The sequence below is a fragment of the Streptomyces sp. SAS_270 genome (assembly GCF_052543295.1).
The window spans coordinates 169331-185275 of record NZ_JBMNDS010000001.1; the positions used below are offsets into that span (position 1 = coordinate 169331).

15 protein-coding genes are annotated in these 15945 nt (G+C 72.6%); 5 read left to right on the forward strand and 10 right to left on the reverse strand.

All coding sequences use genetic code 11. The features are described 5' to 3' along the window. Positions 1-36: 36 nt before the first annotated feature. A complete protein-coding gene (locus tag ACN6LB_RS00900) occupies positions 37-1215 on the reverse strand; it encodes an MFS transporter (RefSeq protein ID WP_356149208.1) in 1179 nt (392 codons plus the stop codon). 92 nt (positions 1216-1307) lie between these two features. Between ACN6LB_RS00900 and ACN6LB_RS00905 the strand changes: the two genes are divergently transcribed. Next, positions 1308-1658 carry an ArsR/SmtB family transcription factor gene (locus ACN6LB_RS00905; RefSeq protein WP_445024119.1) on the forward strand — a complete coding sequence of 117 codons (351 nt, stop codon included), beginning with the start codon at positions 1308-1310 and terminating at the stop codon, positions 1656-1658. Here the strand turns inward: ACN6LB_RS00905 and ACN6LB_RS00910 are convergent. Continuing rightward, a complete protein-coding gene (locus ACN6LB_RS00910; protein ID WP_445024120.1) occupies positions 1655-3730 on the reverse strand; it encodes a HelD family protein in 2076 nt (691 codons plus the stop codon). The genes ACN6LB_RS00905 and ACN6LB_RS00910 overlap by 4 nt on opposite strands. Positions 3731-4003: 273 nt before the next feature. On the opposite strand from ACN6LB_RS00910, the gene ACN6LB_RS00915 reads away from it, so the two are divergent. Next, positions 4004-4195: a hypothetical protein gene (locus ACN6LB_RS00915; protein ID WP_356149223.1), complete on the forward strand. Its 192-nt coding sequence runs from the start codon at positions 4004-4006 to the stop codon at positions 4193-4195. A 24-nt stretch (positions 4196-4219) separates the two neighbouring features. Here ACN6LB_RS00915 and ACN6LB_RS00920 read toward each other — a convergent pair whose 3' ends face one another. The 3 genes from ACN6LB_RS00920 to ACN6LB_RS00930 form a co-directional block, all read right to left on the reverse strand. After that, complete coding sequence (locus ACN6LB_RS00920) at positions 4220-5863, reverse strand: DNA repair helicase XPB (RefSeq protein WP_356135817.1); 1644 nt, start codon at positions 5861-5863, stop codon at positions 4220-4222. Positions 5864-5924: 61 nt separating this feature from the next. Next, entirely contained in the window at positions 5925-6650 is a 726-nt protein-coding gene (locus tag ACN6LB_RS00925) for a hypothetical protein (protein WP_445024121.1), read from the reverse strand. A gap of 139 nt (positions 6651-6789) precedes the next feature. Next, positions 6790-9384, reverse strand: coding sequence for a helicase-associated domain-containing protein (locus tag ACN6LB_RS00930; RefSeq protein ID WP_445024122.1), 2595 nt, complete (start codon positions 9382-9384; stop codon positions 6790-6792). Positions 9385-9618: 234 nt separating this feature from the next. Here ACN6LB_RS00930 and ACN6LB_RS00935 point away from each other — a divergent pair, with 234 nt between their 5' ends. Then, positions 9619-10620, forward strand: coding sequence for a hypothetical protein (locus ACN6LB_RS00935; RefSeq protein ID WP_445024123.1), 1002 nt, complete (start codon positions 9619-9621; stop codon positions 10618-10620). A 67-nt stretch (positions 10621-10687) separates the two neighbouring features. Further along, a complete protein-coding gene (locus ACN6LB_RS00940; RefSeq protein ID WP_445024124.1) occupies positions 10688-11302 on the forward strand; it encodes an HAD family hydrolase in 615 nt (204 codons plus the stop codon). 10 nt (positions 11303-11312) lie between these two features. Here ACN6LB_RS00940 and ACN6LB_RS00945 read toward each other — a convergent pair whose 3' ends face one another. Next, positions 11313-11567: a hypothetical protein gene (locus tag ACN6LB_RS00945; protein WP_356135827.1), complete on the reverse strand. Its 255-nt coding sequence runs from the start codon at positions 11565-11567 to the stop codon at positions 11313-11315. Positions 11568-11750: 183 nt separating this feature from the next. Here ACN6LB_RS00945 and ACN6LB_RS00950 point away from each other — a divergent pair, with 183 nt between their 5' ends. After that, positions 11751-12134 (forward strand): cold-shock protein, encoded by a 384-nt coding sequence (locus ACN6LB_RS00950; RefSeq protein ID WP_356135829.1) that lies wholly within the window; start codon positions 11751-11753, stop codon positions 12132-12134. 10 nt (positions 12135-12144) lie between these two features. Here ACN6LB_RS00950 and ACN6LB_RS00955 read toward each other — a convergent pair whose 3' ends face one another. From ACN6LB_RS00955 to ACN6LB_RS00970, 4 genes are all read right to left on the reverse strand, one after another. Continuing rightward, the gene (locus ACN6LB_RS00955; RefSeq protein ID WP_445024125.1) at positions 12145-13005 is read right to left on the reverse strand and encodes a 1,4-dihydroxy-6-naphthoate synthase; all 861 of its coding nucleotides are present in this window, start codon (positions 13003-13005) and stop codon (positions 12145-12147) included. Next, on the reverse strand, positions 12989-13699 hold the full coding sequence (locus ACN6LB_RS00960; RefSeq protein WP_445024193.1) for a futalosine hydrolase: 711 nt from the start codon (positions 13697-13699) through the stop codon (positions 12989-12991). The genes ACN6LB_RS00955 and ACN6LB_RS00960 overlap by 17 nt, the downstream gene beginning before the upstream one ends. 37 nt (positions 13700-13736) lie before the next feature. After that, positions 13737-14249 carry a hypothetical protein gene (locus ACN6LB_RS00965; protein ID WP_445024126.1) on the reverse strand — a complete coding sequence of 171 codons (513 nt, stop codon included), beginning with the start codon at positions 14247-14249 and terminating at the stop codon, positions 13737-13739. A 61-nt stretch (positions 14250-14310) separates the two neighbouring features. Beyond that, positions 14311-15735, reverse strand: a complete 1425-nt coding sequence (locus ACN6LB_RS00970) for an MFS transporter (RefSeq protein ID WP_445024127.1) — start codon at positions 15733-15735, stop codon at positions 14311-14313. Between the last annotated feature and the right edge of the window lie 210 nt (positions 15736-15945).

Sequence of the window (15945 nt, forward strand, 5' to 3'; positions counted from 1 at the left end):
CCCGGTGCGCACACGCACCGGGGGCCTTCCCATGCCTCAGACCCGTACGGGAGCGGGCTTCGCCGGGGCCCGTTCCGGCCGCGCATCCCGTGCCGTGACCGCCGCCACCACCACCGCCAACGCGGCGAAGCCCGCTCCCACCAGCAGGAACCAGCGGTCCCCGAACAGCGACATCGCGAGGCTTCCGGTGCCGCCGGCCGCCGCGATGCCCAGGTAGAGCGCGCTGCTGTTGAGGGAGATGAGCAGGGGCGCGTTCGCCGGGTCGAGGGAGGCGAGGCGGGCGGTGAGGGCCACGGCGATCGACCAGCCGACGAGCGGGGTGAGCGCGGAGGCCGCCAGGGCCGTCGGCATGGCGCGCAGGGTCCAGGGCTGCGCGGCGGCCAGCAGCAGGTAGGCCGTGCCCGAGGACAGGATCACCGCCCGCGGTCCCCACCGGTCCACCAGCCGTCCGCCCAGCTGCCCGCCGCCGACCGACGCGAACCCGGAGACCAGGAGCAGCAGGGTCAGCCGGTCCTGGTCGCCGTCCGTCGCGGGGTAGGTGGCCACGGTGTAGTAGATGTACGACGTCTGGAAGGCGAGGAAGACCAGGAACGTGGTGACGGCGGCGCCCAGGACGCGCGGGTTCGCGAGCGGGGCGACGCGGGCCCGCAGCGTCAACAGGGCTGCGGGTTGCGGGAGTTCGCGCAGCAGCAGGGTCAGTCCCGTGAAGGCGGCGACCCCGAGGCCGGTCACGAGCCACATCGTCAGCCGCCAGTCGGTCCGGCCGATCCATGTGCCCAGCGGAACCCCGAGCGCCGTCGCGGCGGTCAGTCCGCCCATCACCACGGCGATGGCCCGCCCGCGCCGCTCCGGCGGGACGAGCGAGGTGGCGACGGCGTTGGCCGTGGGCGTGTAGAGAGCGGCGCCGACGGCCGCCAGCACGCGGGTGGCGAGCAGGAAGCCGTACGAAGGGGCCAGCGCTGTAAGGGCGTTGGCGAGGGTGAAGACGGTGAGCGCGGTGAGCAGGGCCCGGCGGCGCGGCCAGCGGGCGGTCGCCGTCGCGAGTACGGGCGCGAGGACCGCGTACGACAGCGCGAAGACGGTCACCAGTTGTCCGGCGACCGAGATGGAGATGTCCAGATCGTGGGCGATGAGCGGCAGGATGCCGGCCATCACCATGCCGTCGGTTCCGACGGCGAAAGTGCCCAGAGCGAGCAGGAGCAGACGTAGACGCACGGGTCCCCCAGCAGTCCGTGAACGGTTTGACGCTGGTCAAACAATAGAGACTGTTGGATGATTGTCAAACGGTACGGAGAGGGGATCGAGCCATGGTCGAGGAAGGGACTGAGGAAGTGGTCGAGGAGGGCGAGCAGCTGCCGCAGCCCGACGCCGACGACATCGAGCTGGTCAAGGTGCTGCACGCGCTCGGCGATCCGGTGCGGCTGTGGCTGCTGAAGGTGTACGCGAGCGGGCAGCCGCACTCGTGCGCCCCCGACGCGCTGGGCATCGGGCACCTGCACAAGTCGACCGTCTCGCACCACATGCGCATCATGCGCGAGGCCGGCATCACCTCGACGCGGGCCGTCGGACGCAACCGCTATGTGCAGCTGCGCCGCGACGACCTCGACGCCCGGTTCCCCGGCCTCCTGGACGCCCTGCTGAAGTCCCTGCCCTATTAGCCGAGTTGGGGCGGCAGCGGCGCCGCGTGCGTCACGATCAGACCCGAGACCGCTCGGGTCAGGGCCACGTACAGGCGGCGCAGGCCCGTGCGCTCGTCCGGTTCGCCGTCGACGACCGCCTGCGGCTCGTCCAGGACCACGTAGTCGTACTCCAGGCCCTTGGCGAGCGAGGCCGGAACGAGGGTCAGACGGGTCTCGGCCGTCGTCTCCTCACCCGGGCCGAGATACGTCAGCCCGGCCGCCGTCAGTGCCTCGGCGAGGGCGGGGATGCGGGCATCCGCCGCGATCAGGCCGATCGACCCCTCGTTGCGCAGCAGCTCTTCACAGGCGGCGACCACCTCGGGGTCGCCGGTGGCCGGGCGGACCTCGAAGAAGCCCGGGTTCTCCCGGACCGAGGCGACCGGCGTCAGGCCGGGGGCGATGTGCGGCAGCAGCCGGGACGCGTACGTGATGACGTCGGTGGGCACACGGAAGCCAGCCGTCAGCTCCTCGACGACGGCTTCCTCCTTGCCGAGGTGGCGCAGCGCCTCGTCCCAACTCCGGGTCGCCCAGGGGGTCGTGCCCTGGGCCAGATCGCCGAGGACGGTCGCCGAACCGGTCGTGCAGCGCCGCCCCACCGCCCGGTACTGCATCGGCGACAGGTCCTGCGCCTCGTCGAGCACCACATGCCCGAGCGAGTGCGTCCGCTGGACGAGGTCGGTCGCCTCGTCGATCAACACCGTGTCGGCGGCCGACCACTTGGCCGACTTCACCGATCGCGCCGGCTTGTGCCAGAGGATCTCCTTCTGCTCGTCCGCGTCGAGGATCCCCTCCGCGTGCGTGGCGAGGAAGTCCGCGTCGCAGAGGAGGCGCAGGACCAGCTTGGCCGGATCGACGGGCGGCCAGATCGCCTTCACCGCCGCCTTCACCGCGGCGTTGCGGGCCACGGCGTCCTGCACACGGTCGTCCGGCGCCTCGCCCGACCGCTCCATCTGGACCAGCACGGCGTGCGCGATCCGCTGCGGCAGGGCCTCGCGGGCGGCGCCGTAGCGGATGTCGCGGCCCATCAACTCCCGTACGATCTCTTCGAGTTCGTACGCCGGAACGCGCCAGCGCCGCGAGCCGCGCACCACCATGACCGGCTCGGTCGGCAGCGTCACGTGCGAGCGCACGGCCCGGCGCAGCACCTCGGCCATCCGGGCGTCGCCCTTGATGACGGCGGCGGTCGCGTCGTCGGCTCCCCGTACCTCCACATGGGCGACCAGATCGTCGACGGTGGCCTGCTTGACCTCCAACTCGCCCAGTGCGGGCAGCACTTGCTCGATGTAGTGGAGGAAGGACCTGTTCGGGCCGATGACGAGGGTGCCGGTGCGGGCGAGCCGGTCGCGGTGGGCGTAGAGGAGATACGCGACGCGGTGCAGGCCGACGGCCGTCTTCCCGGTGCCGGGACCGCCCTGCACGCACACGGAACCCGAGAGCCCCGCCCGTACGATCTCGTCCTGCTCGGGCTGGATGGTCGCCACGATGTCGCGCATCGGGCCCACGCGCGGGCGCTCGATCTCCTGCTGGAGCAGCTTGCTGGTGGCAGCTGTCTCGGCCGGGTCGGACAGGTGCTCGTCCTCGTACGCCGTGAGGTCGCCGGCCGTGTACCCGAAGCGGCGGCGCAGCCCCACATCCAGCGGGTCGTTCTTGGAGGCCCGGTAGAACGGCTGGGACACCGGGGCACGCCAGTCGATCACCATAGGGTCGCCGCCCGCGTCGTGCACATGCCGGCGCCCGATGTAGAAGCGCTCGCCCTCCGCGCCCTCCGCCCTGTCGGCGCCGGGCGCGTGCAGATAGTCCAGCCGCCCGAAGAACAGCGGGGTGTGGCTGAGGTCGGCGAGGGCCTTGATGCGCTCGCCGATCTGGCGTTCCAGGACCGCCGCGTTCACCCAGTTCGCGGTGACGTCGCTGATGTCGAGGTTCTGCACGTCCTCGCGCATCGCGCGCAGTGCGGCGCGGGAGTCCGCGAGATGGGTCCGCTCGCGGGAGAGGGGATCGAGAGGGTCGACGGGATCGTCGGCGGGGGCGGGCGGGGTCGACGGGCTGGACAAGGGGATGCCTCCGGGAACCTGCTGCGAAACGGGATCACTGGGTGCCGCCCGGTTTCCGTCCGGGCAGCGGCTCTCCGTGAAGGGAGGCGGGCAAGAGCGAAGATTCTAGATGAGCGGCAGGTGTGGGGGCCAACGGTTTTTACGGGGGCCACCCCCTAGGGGACGGGGTCCCTCTCGCGGTGTACCCGGGGCGCCCCGGAGGCGTACGAAGGGCTCTTCGGGTTCGGTCCGCAGGCCGACGCCATCCGGGGGGCCGGATTCCATGATGGATACATGAGCGCAGCAACCATCACCCCGGCCCCTGTCCGCCACGCACCGTCCGGCGCCACCGCGCTGAACGGCAGCGGTCACTCCCGCCACCGTGTCGGCGACGCCCTGCGCGCCGTCAAGGTGTTCGCCGGCGCGGCCCTCGGGGTCGTCCTCCTCGGCGAGTACGGCGAGGAAGCGGGCGTACGGCGGCGCTAGGCCGCCCACGCCGCCCCCGTAACCTCAGCTGCCCGCCAGCAGCTCGTCCGCGTCCATGATCCGGTAGGCGTAGCCCTGTTCGGCCAGGAAGCGCTGGCGATGGGCGGCGAAGTCCTGGTCGATGGTGTCGCGCGCGACGACGGAGTAGAAGTGCGCCTGGTGGCCGTCGGCCTTGGGCCGCAGCACCCGTCCCAGCCGCTGAGCCTCCTCCTGCCGTGACCCGAACGTGCCCGACACCTGGATGGCGACGGTCGCCTCCGGCAGGTCGATGGAGAAGTTCGCGACCTTGGACACGACCAGCACGCTGATCTCGCCCTCCCGGAACGCGTCGAAGAGCTTCTCGCGCTGGGCGTTGGGCGTCTCGCCCTTGATCACGGGTGCGTTCAGGTGCTCGCCCAGCTCGTCGAGCTGGTCGATGTACTGCCCGATGACAAGGGTCTGCTGCCCCGCGAACTTCTTCACCAGCGCCTCGGTCACCTTCCGCTTGGTCGCGGTGGTGGCGCAGAAGCGGTACTTCTCCTCGGTCTCGGCGGTGGCGTACGCGAGCCGCTCGGACTCGGTGAGATTCACCCGGACCTCGACACAGTCGGCGGGCGCGATATAGCCCTGCGCCTCGATCTCCTTCCACGGCGCGTCGAACCGCTTGGGCCCGATGAGCGAGAAGACGTCCGACTCGCGCCCGTCCTCGCGCACCAGCGTCGCCGTCAGCCCCAGCCGCCGCCGGGCCTGCAGATCGGCGGTGAACTTGAAGACCGGCGCGGGCAGCAGGTGCACCTCGTCGTAGACGATGAGCCCCCAGTCCCGGGAGTCGAACAGCTCCAGGTGCGGGTAGACGCCCTTCCGCCGGGTCGTCAGCACCTGGTACGTGGCGATGGTGACCGGGCGGATCTCCTTCTTCGTCCCGCTGTACTCGCCGATCTCCTCCTCGGTCAGCGACGTCCGCTTGACCAGCTCGTGCTTCCACTGACGGGCGGAGACGGTGTTGGTGACCAGGATGAGGGTGGTCGCCTTGGCCTGCGCCATGGACCCGGCGCCGACGAGGGTCTTCCCCGCGCCGCAGGGCAGCACCACGACCCCGGACCCGCCGTGCCAGAAGTTCTCCACGGCCTGCTTCTGGTAGGGACGCAGCGCCCAGCCGTCCTCGGCCAGCTCGATCGGGTGCGCCTCGCCGTCGACGTACCCCGCGAGGTCCTCGGCGGGCCAGCCCAGCTTGAGCAGCGTCTGCTTGATCTGCCCGCGCTCGGAGGGGTGCACGGCGACGGTGTCGGCGTCGATACGGGCCCCGACGAGCGGCGCGACCCGCTTGGAGCGCAGGATCTCCTCCAGCACGGGCCGGTCGGTGGTCGTCAGGACGAGGCCGTGCGTCGGGTGCTTGCTGAGGGTCAGCCGGCCGTAGCGGTCCATCGTCTCGGCGATGTCCACGAGGAGGGCGTGCGGTACGGGGTAGCGGCTGTACTGCACGAGCGCGTCCACGACCTGCTCCGCGTCGTGGCCCGCGGCGCGCGCGTTCCACAGCCCGAGCGGCGTCACCCGGTAGGTGTGGATGTGCTCCGGCGCCCGCTCCAGCTCGGCGAACGGCGCGATCACCCGACGGCACGCGTCGGCCTGCTCGTGGTCGACTTCCAGGAGCAGGGTCTTGTCCGACTGGACGATGAGCGGTCCGTTCACGTACGTATCCCTTCCGCACGGGCCAAACCTCCAGTGTGCCGTATCGGGGGGCGGGGCGGGGTCAGAGCTCCACGGGGGTCGTCTTCCACCAGGTGACCAGGGCCGAGGCGTCCGGGTCCTCGGCGACGACCGCGACGAGCTGGTCGTCGAAGGACCAGGCGATGCGGTAGACGCTGTCCGTCCAGTAACAGGACACGTTGCCGGTCTGGACGCCGTCGTGGTTCCAGAGGTCCGAGTAGTTCTTGTACGTCTCGCAGGTGCCCGTCTCGGAGACCGTGAACTGCGACCTCGTCCCGATCACCCACTCACGCAGGCCGTCGGCGTCGTCGAAGGAGAGGATGAGCGGGTCCCTCTCCGGGCCCCCGGCCGAGGTGCAGTTGACGGCCACCGAGGCGTAGGAGCCGGGTGCGGCGTGGTAGCAGCCGGAGAGGTCGCCGCCGGTGACCCGGGCGGCCAGATCCTGTTCGGCGGTGCTCAGGCCGGGGTCGTCCGGTGAGTCGTCGTCGGCGGGTTGCGGAGCGGTCGACGTGGGGTGTTCCGGAGGCTTGCTCTTGGGTCCGGGGCCCGGCGCCGTGGTCCTCGGCCGGGAGGTCGTGACGCCCGGCACGGTCGGCGTGTGGGATGCGGCCGGGTCGTGCCTGAGCATCGGAGGCAGCGTCGCCGCCAGCACGGCGCCGACGGCGGTGATCAGCGCCGCCCAGATCGGAATCCACACCGCCCTCCGATGCCCGCCTCCGCCCCCACCGCTGCCTCCGCCCCCACCGCTGCCCGGTCCCGGATTGCTCATCACGGCTCCGCCCCCTGCCGTCCCCCGATGACGCAAACGCATCCGTGCGTATGCGCTCAAACCGGGATAGCACAGGAAGCCGTGATCGATACAGCCGCTTTGTCTCTTTTCCGGTCCAGCCCGGAAACAGGCCCGGGCCCTAGTCGTCGGCGAGCTCCGCCACGCCCGTCACCCGGTGCAGCGGATACGTGCGGACCTCGTCCGCCGTGTGGTCGTAAGCCGTCACGAAGCCGCCCTCGACGCGGATGGGGGCGATCACGCGCTGGCTGGCGGCGCCCTCGGCGTTGACGTAGCCGATCCAGACGGCCTCGCCGGTGAGGACGGCGGCCTGCATGGTGGCGAGGGTCTCGGCGGAGCTGGTGCGGGGGAGGTTGCCGTTGCCGGCGGGGGTCGTGTCGGGGGACGGCTTGCGCGGGGCCGTGGAGGCCAGGTCACCGGCGCGGATGGCGCGGATCGCGGCGCTCAGGAGCGTGCCGTCGGGCGTCGGCGGGCCGTCCGGGACGGGCTCGGGGGCGGTGCGCGGCGGCGTGCGGTGGGCGTGCGCCCGGGTGATCAGTACGTCACCCTGCGCGGACTCGGCGGCGGGCGCGAACCCCATCGCGCGCAGACCGTCGAGCAGCGCACCCGGGTCGGCCTGGGCGGCGAGGACGGTGGGCGCGAGGCGGCGCAGGCGCAGCCCCTGGGAGCGCTTGTCGGCGAGGATCTCGTTCAGCAGGGAGTCGTCGTCGCAGCGGACGTACGCCGAGGCCGCCCCGATCCGCAGATGGCCGTGCTTGCGGGCCACGTCGTCGATCAGATAGGCGAGCGGCTGCGGGACGGGCGTGCGCGAGTGTGCGGTCAGGAAGGCGTGCAGGTCGGACGCCGAGCGCCCGGCGTCCAGGGCCCGCCGTACCGACCCCGGCGTGAACCGGTACACCGTCGCGCCCCCCTTCGACTCGACGTCCGCGAGCACGCCGAGGACCTCGGCGAGGGGCCGCTCCAGAGGGCCCGGCGCGACCGCGGTGAGGTCCGCCTGGAGGAGGACGTGGTCGAGGGGGTCGGGGAGAAGCGGGGCGAGCAGCCGGGCCGCCCGCGCGGCGGCCAGGGCCTGCTCGGCGGGGGTGCGGGGCACCTCGCCGGGGAGGGGGGCGGGGTGGTGGTGCCTGGGGACGGGGAGTTTGTCGCCGGGACCGGCGGCGGGGGCCGCCGGGCGGGGGTCGGGGCCGGGTGCTCCCAGCAGTGCCCGGCCGTGCGAGGACAGCGCGCCCCGGCCGGTCACGCCCAGCGACTCGGCCTCGGACAGGGTCCAGCGGGCGAGGCGGGCGCGCAGGTCGTCACCGGCGTCGGCGGTCGTGGCGGGGGACTGGCCGGGGCCGCGCAGGGGGTGTTCCCAGCGCAGCCGGGCCAGAACGGAGTCCGGGGTGGCGGCGGCGCCCTCCGGGAGGCCCGCCAGGAGCGCGAGGACGCGGTGGCGGACCTCGGGTGCCGCGGAGCGGTCCAGGCCCGGGCCGAGCGCCGACAACGTACGGTCCTTCGTGTCCCGCCCGCCGATCAGGCCCGCCGTGCGGGTCGCCGCCAGCCAGGCCGCGGCGAGCCGCGTCCAGCGCTCGGCGGGGGGCAGCTCCAGCCACTCGTCGTACGCGGGGGTCGCCGCGTACCGCTCGTCGGCGTCGCCGTCCGATGCCAACAGGCCTGCCGCGTAAGCGAGTTCGACCCAGAACGCGGCGACCGGCTCCGACACGTCCAGTGCCACCGCGGTCCGCTTCAGATCACGCACGCTGAGCCCGCCCGCGCGCAGCACGGCCGGACCGCCCTCGTGCCAGTCCTTCAACAGCTCCTCGACCGTCGCGAGCGCCGTGTACGCCTGGCCGGCCGCCGACGCGTCCACAACCTGTGGACGGTACGTCGCCGCGGGCTCGACGGACGGCGCCACCGGCTCCGTCTCCCGGTGTGCGCGGCCCGCCCGCAGGTGCAGGGCGACCTCGCGGGGCAGTACGACCGTGCCGGGCGCGGTCGGCAGCAGCAGCCCGCGGTCGATCAGCCAGCGCAGATGGCGCGCCGGGTCCGCCGTCACCTGGCCGTACGGCGGCCCCCAGACCAGCCGCGCCAGCACGTCCACCGCCTCCGGGGGCGCGCCGTCCAGCAGCTTCGCCATCCGCCGACGGTCCCTGAACAGGCCGGTCAGCGACGCCACCGCCGACACCGCGTCGTGCGTCGTCGTCAGCCCGGCCGCGGCCACGATCTCCTGGATACGACCCGGCGACATGCCCGCCGTCGCCTCCGCCACCGTCGGCCCGAGGCCCGTCGGGGACGGGTGCTGCGGCGACGGCGCCAGCAGCTCCCGGGCCGTGCGGACAAGGCGCAGACGGTCGTCCGCACCCCAGACGAGGGCCTGCTCGCGGAGCGTGCCGAGAGCGCGGGGGAACGCCGCCCCCACCGCCGGGTCGGCGTCGTCGCCCGCCATCAGGGCGAGCAGTTCGCCGGACGTCGCCGGGTCCGCGGCCACGGCGAGCGCCTCCGCCGTCTGCAGGGCGAACCGGTCCAGCCGCTCCAGGGCCCGGACGACCGACGCGCGGGTACCGGCGCGGGTCGCGAGCTGCGTGAGGTCCGTGGGGACGGGGGTGATGAGGTCCGGGCGGCTGCGCAGAAGAGCCGACAGCGAGGCGTCGTCCCGCGCGCGGAGGGCTTCCGCCAGGGAACGCGGCGCGTTCCCCGCGCCCGCGGGATCCGTCGGGGCCTGCTCGTCGGTACTCATCCGCTCCACGGTAGCGGGTGGGGGGCCGCTGCCGGCCGCTGTGGGCAATCGTTCCGCCGGGCGGGACAGGTGGCCCCAGCCGTCGGCGCCGGGTGCCGTTCGTGACGAAGGTCGCCGTAAACGGGGCCGGGCGGGGGCGGGTCGCGCAGCCCCGTGCCCCCGCCGCGAGGGGAGCATCACGCGGTACCGTCAGGGAACGGGGGGAATCAACGTGGCGGCCCCGGAGGGGACTTCGTGGGGATTGAGAGCGATCAGCTCGTCTTCGACTATCTGAGCCGGGTCGGAGACCTCGCTCAGCAGCGGCAGCTGCCGTCCGCGACACGGATGCGGCTGGTGTCGGAGCTGCGCAACGAGATCGACCGGCGCCGGTCCAAGACACCCGTCGACAGCCCCGCCGCGGTCCGCCGTATCCTCGCCCGCCTCGGCTCGCCGGACGAGATCGTCACCGCCGCGGGCGGCACCGCCGGGCCCGCGTCGGAACCCCGGGCCACCGTGCCCACCCAGCGCGCCGACGAACCGGGCAGCCGGCCCAAGGGCCTGCGCCGCGTCGTCCCGAGGCCGCGCCCCGCGGAGGCGGACCCCGTGCAGTCCTCCCGCGACATCCCCTCCCCGCCGCACCTCGCGGGGACCCACGAACTCGGCGACAGCGCCGCGCAACCGGACTGGTGGCGGCTGGACGACAGCCCCTTCGGTGTCGGCGACAGCGTCCCCGGCTTCGTCGGAGGCGTCGAGATCCCCGAGATACTCAAACCGCCGCCCCCACCGGAGAAGGCCGAGCCGCCCGCCGACGAGGACGACCGGGACAGCCGCGTCGAACGCGGCGTCGCACCGGGCGTCGAAGCCGACGCCGAACCCGGGCTGCGAACCCGCCGTTTCCGCCTCCGGCTGCGCCCCGGCGCCGGCTGGAGCAACCCGCTCCTCCTGCTCGCCGCCGCGCTCCTGGTCGCGGGTGCCGTCCTCGGCAACCCGATCGCGCTCGGCTTCGGCTGGGTCATCGCCTACGCCTCGCGCCGGCTGAGCGTCGCCGAGTCGAAGTGGGCGGTCCTCGGTCTGCCCGGACTGGCCGCGACGGCCGGGATCGTCTGGCTGTGGGGGAGGCAGGACGGCCGCTGGGGCGACCCCGTCGCCGAGGGGCACATGAGCGACGCGATCTCCGAGACCTGGCCGTGGGTCCTGCGCGGCGCGGCGACCGCCTCCGCCCTGTACCTGATCTGGCGCTCCCAGCGGCAGCGCTGAGCGATCACCCCACGAGGGTCCGGATGCAGGAACTAGGGCCGGGATACGTGCTGGGCACAATGAACCCATGACATCGCGCGCGCTGACCGTCGGCTTCGACCTCGACATGACCCTGATCGACTCCCGCCCCGGCATACACGCCTGTTACCAGGCGCTTTCCGCGCAGACCGGGACGTACATCGACTGCGACCTGGCGGTGACCCGGCTCGGGCCGCCGCTGGAGGAGGAGCTCGTGAACTGGTTCCCGGCCGAGCGGATCGCCGACATCGCCACCCTCTACCGTGCGATGTACCCCACACACGCCATCACCGGCACGCTCGCGCTGCCCGGCGCCCGCGAGGCCGTCGCGGCGGTGCAGGCGGCGGGCGGCCGCGCCGTCGTCGTCACCGCCAAGTACGAGCCGAACGCCAAACTGCACCTGGAACACCTGCGCATCGACGCCGACGCGGTCGTCGGCAACCTGTGGGCCGAGCGCAAGGCGGAGGCGCTGCGCGCGCGCGGGGCGAGCGTCTACGTCGGCGACCACACCGGCGACGTACGCGGAGCCCGCACCGCCGAGGCGTACTCCGTCGCCGTGGCCACCGGCCCCTGCGACGCGGCGGAACTGCGCGCGGCGGGCGCGGACGTCGTCCTCACGGACCTGACCCAGTTCCCGGCGTGGCTGGAGGATTACACCCGCTAGGTGCGGGTCCCTAGGAACGGGCCGTCGTACGGGCCCGGCGGCGGCCCGCGGCGATCGACCGGAGCACCCCCGCCCCCGCGAGCAGGAAGCCGACGCCCATCAGCATGCTCAGTCCGAACATGTATGTCGGAAAGGGCGTCGCGTCGAGCAGCAGCGGGGCCACGGTGACCAGTGTGGCCACGGCGCCGAGGAAGAAGACGACGGCACCGGCACGGATCAGCCGGTCACCGGGTTCGACGGAATTCGCTTGGGTTTTGTCACGCACCCGACCAGGGTAGTTCCCTGCCCGAAGGAACAATCCGGCGACGCCTTGTCACCGGCCCCCGGACCATTAGCCTTGGTACCGGCGGGTCCGACGACCCGCTGCAGTGCTGTCCGGAGCCGTTTCCGGACAGTTCCTCCCGCAGTTTCAGAGCAGTTTCCGACGAGTACGAGGACGAGGACAGACGTGCCTACCGGCAAGGTCAAATGGTTCAACAGCGAGAAGGGCTTCGGCTTTCTCTCCCGCGACGACGGCGGCGACGTCTTCGTCCATTCCTCGGTCCTGCCTGCCGGAGTCGAAGTTCTCAAGCCCGGTCAGCGGGTGGAGTTCGGCGTGGTCGCCGGCCAACGCGGTGACCAGGCACTCTCGGTGGTCCTGCTGGACCCGACCCCCTCGGTGGCGGCCGCGCAGCGCCGCAAGCCGGACGAACTGGCGTCCATCGTCCAGGACTTGACGACGCTTCTCGAAAACATCACGCCAATGCTGGAGCGGGGCCGCTACCCCGAGAAGGCCTCCGGCAAGAAGATCGCGGGCCTGCTGCGCGCGGTCGCCGACCAGTTGGACGTCTAGCCGGGAAAAACTACGGGAAATCGAGCGCATTCGGGCCGAGGGGCGGCACCAGCCCCTCGGCCGCCGCACGCGTGAGCAGTCCCCGGATGGCGGCGTAGCCGTCCACGCCCAGGTCGGCGGTGAACTCGTTGACGTACAGGCCGATGTGCTGGTCGGCGACGCTCGGGTCCATTTCCTGGGCGTGTTCGAGGACGTAGGGGCGCGAGGCCTCCGGGTCGTCCCACGCCATGCGCACCGACGTGCGGGCGGCCTCGGCCAGCGCCGTCAGCCGCTCCCGTCCCAGGGACCGCTTGGCGATGATCGCGCCGAGCGGAATGGGCAGCCCGGTCGTCCGCTCCCAGTGCTCGCCCAGGTCGGCGAGCTTGTGCAGCCCGTAGTTCTGGAACGTGAACCGGGCCTCGTGGATGACGAGTCCGGCGTCGACCTTCCCGTCCCGCACGGCCGGCATGATCTCGTGGAACGGCATGACCACGATCTCCCCGACCCCGCCGGGCACGGTGTCCGCGGCCCAGAGCCGGAAGAGCATGTAGGCGGTCGACCTCTCGCTCGGCACGGCGACCGTACGGCCGGCGAGGTCCGCGCCCGCCTCCCGCGTCAGCACCAGAGGGCCGCAGCCCCGCCCAAGCGCGCCCCCGCAGGGCAGCAGCGCGTAGGTGTCGAGGACGTACGGCAGCACGGCGTACGACACCTTCAGCACGTCGAACTCACCGCGCTCCGCCATGCCGTTGGTGATGTCGATGTCCGCGAACTCGATGTCCAGCGCGGGCGCGCCGGGCACCCGGCCGTGCGCCCACGCGTCGAAGACGAACGTGTCGTTGGGGCACGGCGAATACGCGATCCGCACGGGCTCGGTGTCAGTGAGGGGGCTCATATGGGTTCCAACTCTCCAGTACGGGCGCGAGCTTCCCGAATGCCTCGGTGAGTGCCGCGAAGGCCTCGCCGATGCGCCAGGCGGCGCGGTCACGCGGACCGACGGGGTTGGACACCGCGCGCAGTTCCAGCACGGGCACCCCGTGCGCGGCGGCCGCCTCGGCCACCCCGAACCCCTCCATCGCCTCCGCGACGGCGAGCGGATGGCGGGCCCGCAGTGCGGCGGCGCGCTCGGCGGTGCCGGTCACGGTGGAGACGGTCAGTACGGCGCCGGCACGCGCTCCGGTGGCGGCGGCGACCTCCCGTACGAGTGCATTCGGCGGACGGTGGCTGACGGTCCCGAACCCGAGCGCGGTCACGGGCACGAACCCGTCCGCGGTGTCGGCGCCGAGATCGGCCACGGTGATGTCGTCGGCGACCACGAGGGAGCCCACGGGCGCTTCGGGCGCGAAGCCGCCGGCGATCCCCGCGCACACCACGAGGCCGTACGGCGGGCCCGACAGGGCGGCCGCCGTGAGGGCGCCGGCGGTGGACGCGGCGGCGAGCGCGGGCCCCACACCGGCGGCCAGCAGGTCCCAGCCGCCCGTCCGGTGCAGCGTGGTCCCGGGCAGCGGCACCTCGACGACCGGACCGGCGAACGCCCGAGCCACCGCGTCCCGTTCGGGCGGGACGGCGGTGGCTACGAGGATGCGCACGGGTACGGGCACAGGCACGGCAGGGACCGGGGGCGGATCAGGCGTCCGCGTTCTGGAGCTTGAAGTTCCACACGCCGTTGAACTTCGTGCCGGCCTTGTTCTGCTGGACGATGCTGATGTACAGCGTCTTCGGGGCGGCCTGGCCCTGCTGGTCGGCGAAGAGGTCGACGCCCTCGAAGGCGTAGTACGTCTTCTTGTACGGGTTGGTGGCCTGCTGCCCGTTGATCCACAGGGCCCAGCCGTCGTCCGCGATCTTCGGGTCGACACCGATGCGCAGCGTCTCGCCCTGCGAGACCTTGATCGTCTCGGACGCCTTCTTCATGGCGCACTTGGTGGCCTTGGCACGGCCGAGGTCGTCGCCGTCGTCGTAGCACTTCGCCTCGGCGCTCACCGAGTTCTTGCCGACCGTCACCGTGGCGCGCGGGGTCGGCTTGTCGCAGGCCGACAGGACGAGGAGTCCGGCGCTGACGGCACCGGCGGCAGCCAAGGCGCGACGGCGGCGCACAGAGACCCGGTTCGATAGCGCCTGCGGCGCGGGCTGTGAGGTCATGCGCGCAGGCTATCGGGCGCCCGCGGTGCCACCCCCACGTGGGGTACGGCGTGCCGTGAGGTCACGCCACCCGGGCGTGTCCCGTCCCCCCGTGGCGGGCCGCGGCGAGCAGCCCGCGGACCGTGGTGAGCCACCCCACGGCGATGATCGCGGCGGCCACCGAGAGGCCCAGCGGGCCGTTGAGGGGAAGCGCGATACCGATCCCGCCGCCCAGCACCCACGCCACCTGGAGCAGCGTCTCGGAGCGCGCGAAGGCCGACGTACGCACCAGTTCGGGCACGTCCCGCTGGATCAGGGCGTCCAGCGACAGCTTGGCGAGGGCCTGCGAGAACCCGGCGACCGCCGTCAGACAGGCCACCAGGAAAGCCCCGAAGAAGATCGCCGCCGTGATCGCCGCGCCCAGCACGAACGCCATCACCGTCACGACGATGATCTCCGGAGCGCGCGACTTCAGCGCCGCCCCCACCGCCGTGCCCAGCGCGTTGCCCACGCCCGCCGAGACACCCACTATCCCGAGGGAGACCGCCGCGCTCGCGCCCGAGAGCGGGTGCTCGCGCAGCAGGAAGGCAAGGAAGAAGATCAGGAACCCGGACAGGCAGCGCAGGGACGCGTTGGCGGCGAGCGTGTGCGTCACCGCCGTACCGACCGTCCGCAGCCCGGGACGCTTCTGCGATTTCCGGTGCGGCCCGTGCAGGTGCTCCTCGTCCGCGGCGAGCAGCGCCCGGTCCTCACCCTTGGCGGAGTCGACCTTCGGCGGCAGCGAGAACGACAGGAACATCCCCACGACGAAGATCGCGAACGCGCCGTAGAGCGGATAGCGCGGGCCGAGCGACTGCAGCCCCGCTCCGATCGGCGCCGCGATCCCGGTGGCCAGCAGCCCGCCGAGCGTCACTCTGGAGTTCGCCTTCACCAGAGAGAATTTGGGTGGCAGCAGCCGCGGTACGACCGCACTGCGCACGACCCCGTACGCCTTCGAGGCGACCAGCACCCCGAGCGCGGCCGGGTAGAGCTGGATGCTTCCCGTCACCACCGCGCTGGAGAGGATCAGCGCCAGCAGCGCCCGCGCCAGCATAGCGGCGGCCATCGCGGCCCGGCGGCCGTGCGGGAGGCGGTCGAGGAGCGGGCCGATGACGGGGGCCAGCAGCGTGAAGGGCGCCATCGTGATGCCGAGGTAGAGAGCGACGCGGCCGCGGGCCTCGTCGGTCGGCACGGAGAAGAACACCGTCGACGCGAGGGCGACGGTGATCATCACGTCCCCCGCGCCGTTCACCGCGTGCAGCTCGATCAGTTTCCCGAGCCCCGACTCACCCGCTCCGTGCGCGTGTGTCGCCTTGCGGATGCCGCGCGCCGTGCCGGTCACCGGGAAGTGCAGGGCACGGCCGACCGCACGGACCGACCCGCTCATCCGGCTCGCTCCGCTGTTCCGGCTGTTCCCCTTGGCCCCACCGATTCCGGTGGCTCCCTGGGGCGACCTCGCGCCTGCCACTCCGCCATAGTGCCCCGATAACGGCGTAGGTAGTGCACTTACCGCGTGTCTAGGGGCCGAGTGGCGTCGCCGAGCGAGGGAAAACACGGCGCGAAGCGCCGAAACGTCCGCCTCCAGGCATCGGAAAGGCAACGGCAGCGCACGCCGGTGTGGGCCCAGGGGCCAGGAGAAGGTAGCGTGCGTAACGCGCCCGCGGCGGTTGTTCTCGGC

Coding starts and splice junctions, on each gene's coding strand:
- ACN6LB_RS00905 (WP_445024119.1), top strand. CDS start 1,308: ATGGTCGAGGAAGGGACTGAGGAAGTGGTCGAGGAGGGCGAGCAGCTG.
- ACN6LB_RS00955 (WP_445024125.1), bottom strand. CDS start 13,005: ATGAGCCCCCTCACTGACACCGAGCCCGTGCGGATCGCGTATTCGCCG.
- ACN6LB_RS00930 (WP_445024122.1), bottom strand. CDS start 9,384: ATGAGTACCGACGAGCAGGCCCCGACGGATCCCGCGGGCGCGGGGAAC.
- ACN6LB_RS00925 (WP_445024121.1), bottom strand. CDS start 6,650: ATGAGCAATCCGGGACCGGGCAGCGGTGGGGGCGGAGGCAGCGGTGGG.
- ACN6LB_RS00915 (WP_356149223.1), top strand. CDS start 4,004: ATGAGCGCAGCAACCATCACCCCGGCCCCTGTCCGCCACGCACCGTCC.
- ACN6LB_RS00940 (WP_445024124.1), top strand. CDS start 10,688: ATGACATCGCGCGCGCTGACCGTCGGCTTCGACCTCGACATGACCCTG.
- ACN6LB_RS00965 (WP_445024126.1), bottom strand. CDS start 14,249: ATGACCTCACAGCCCGCGCCGCAGGCGCTATCGAACCGGGTCTCTGTG.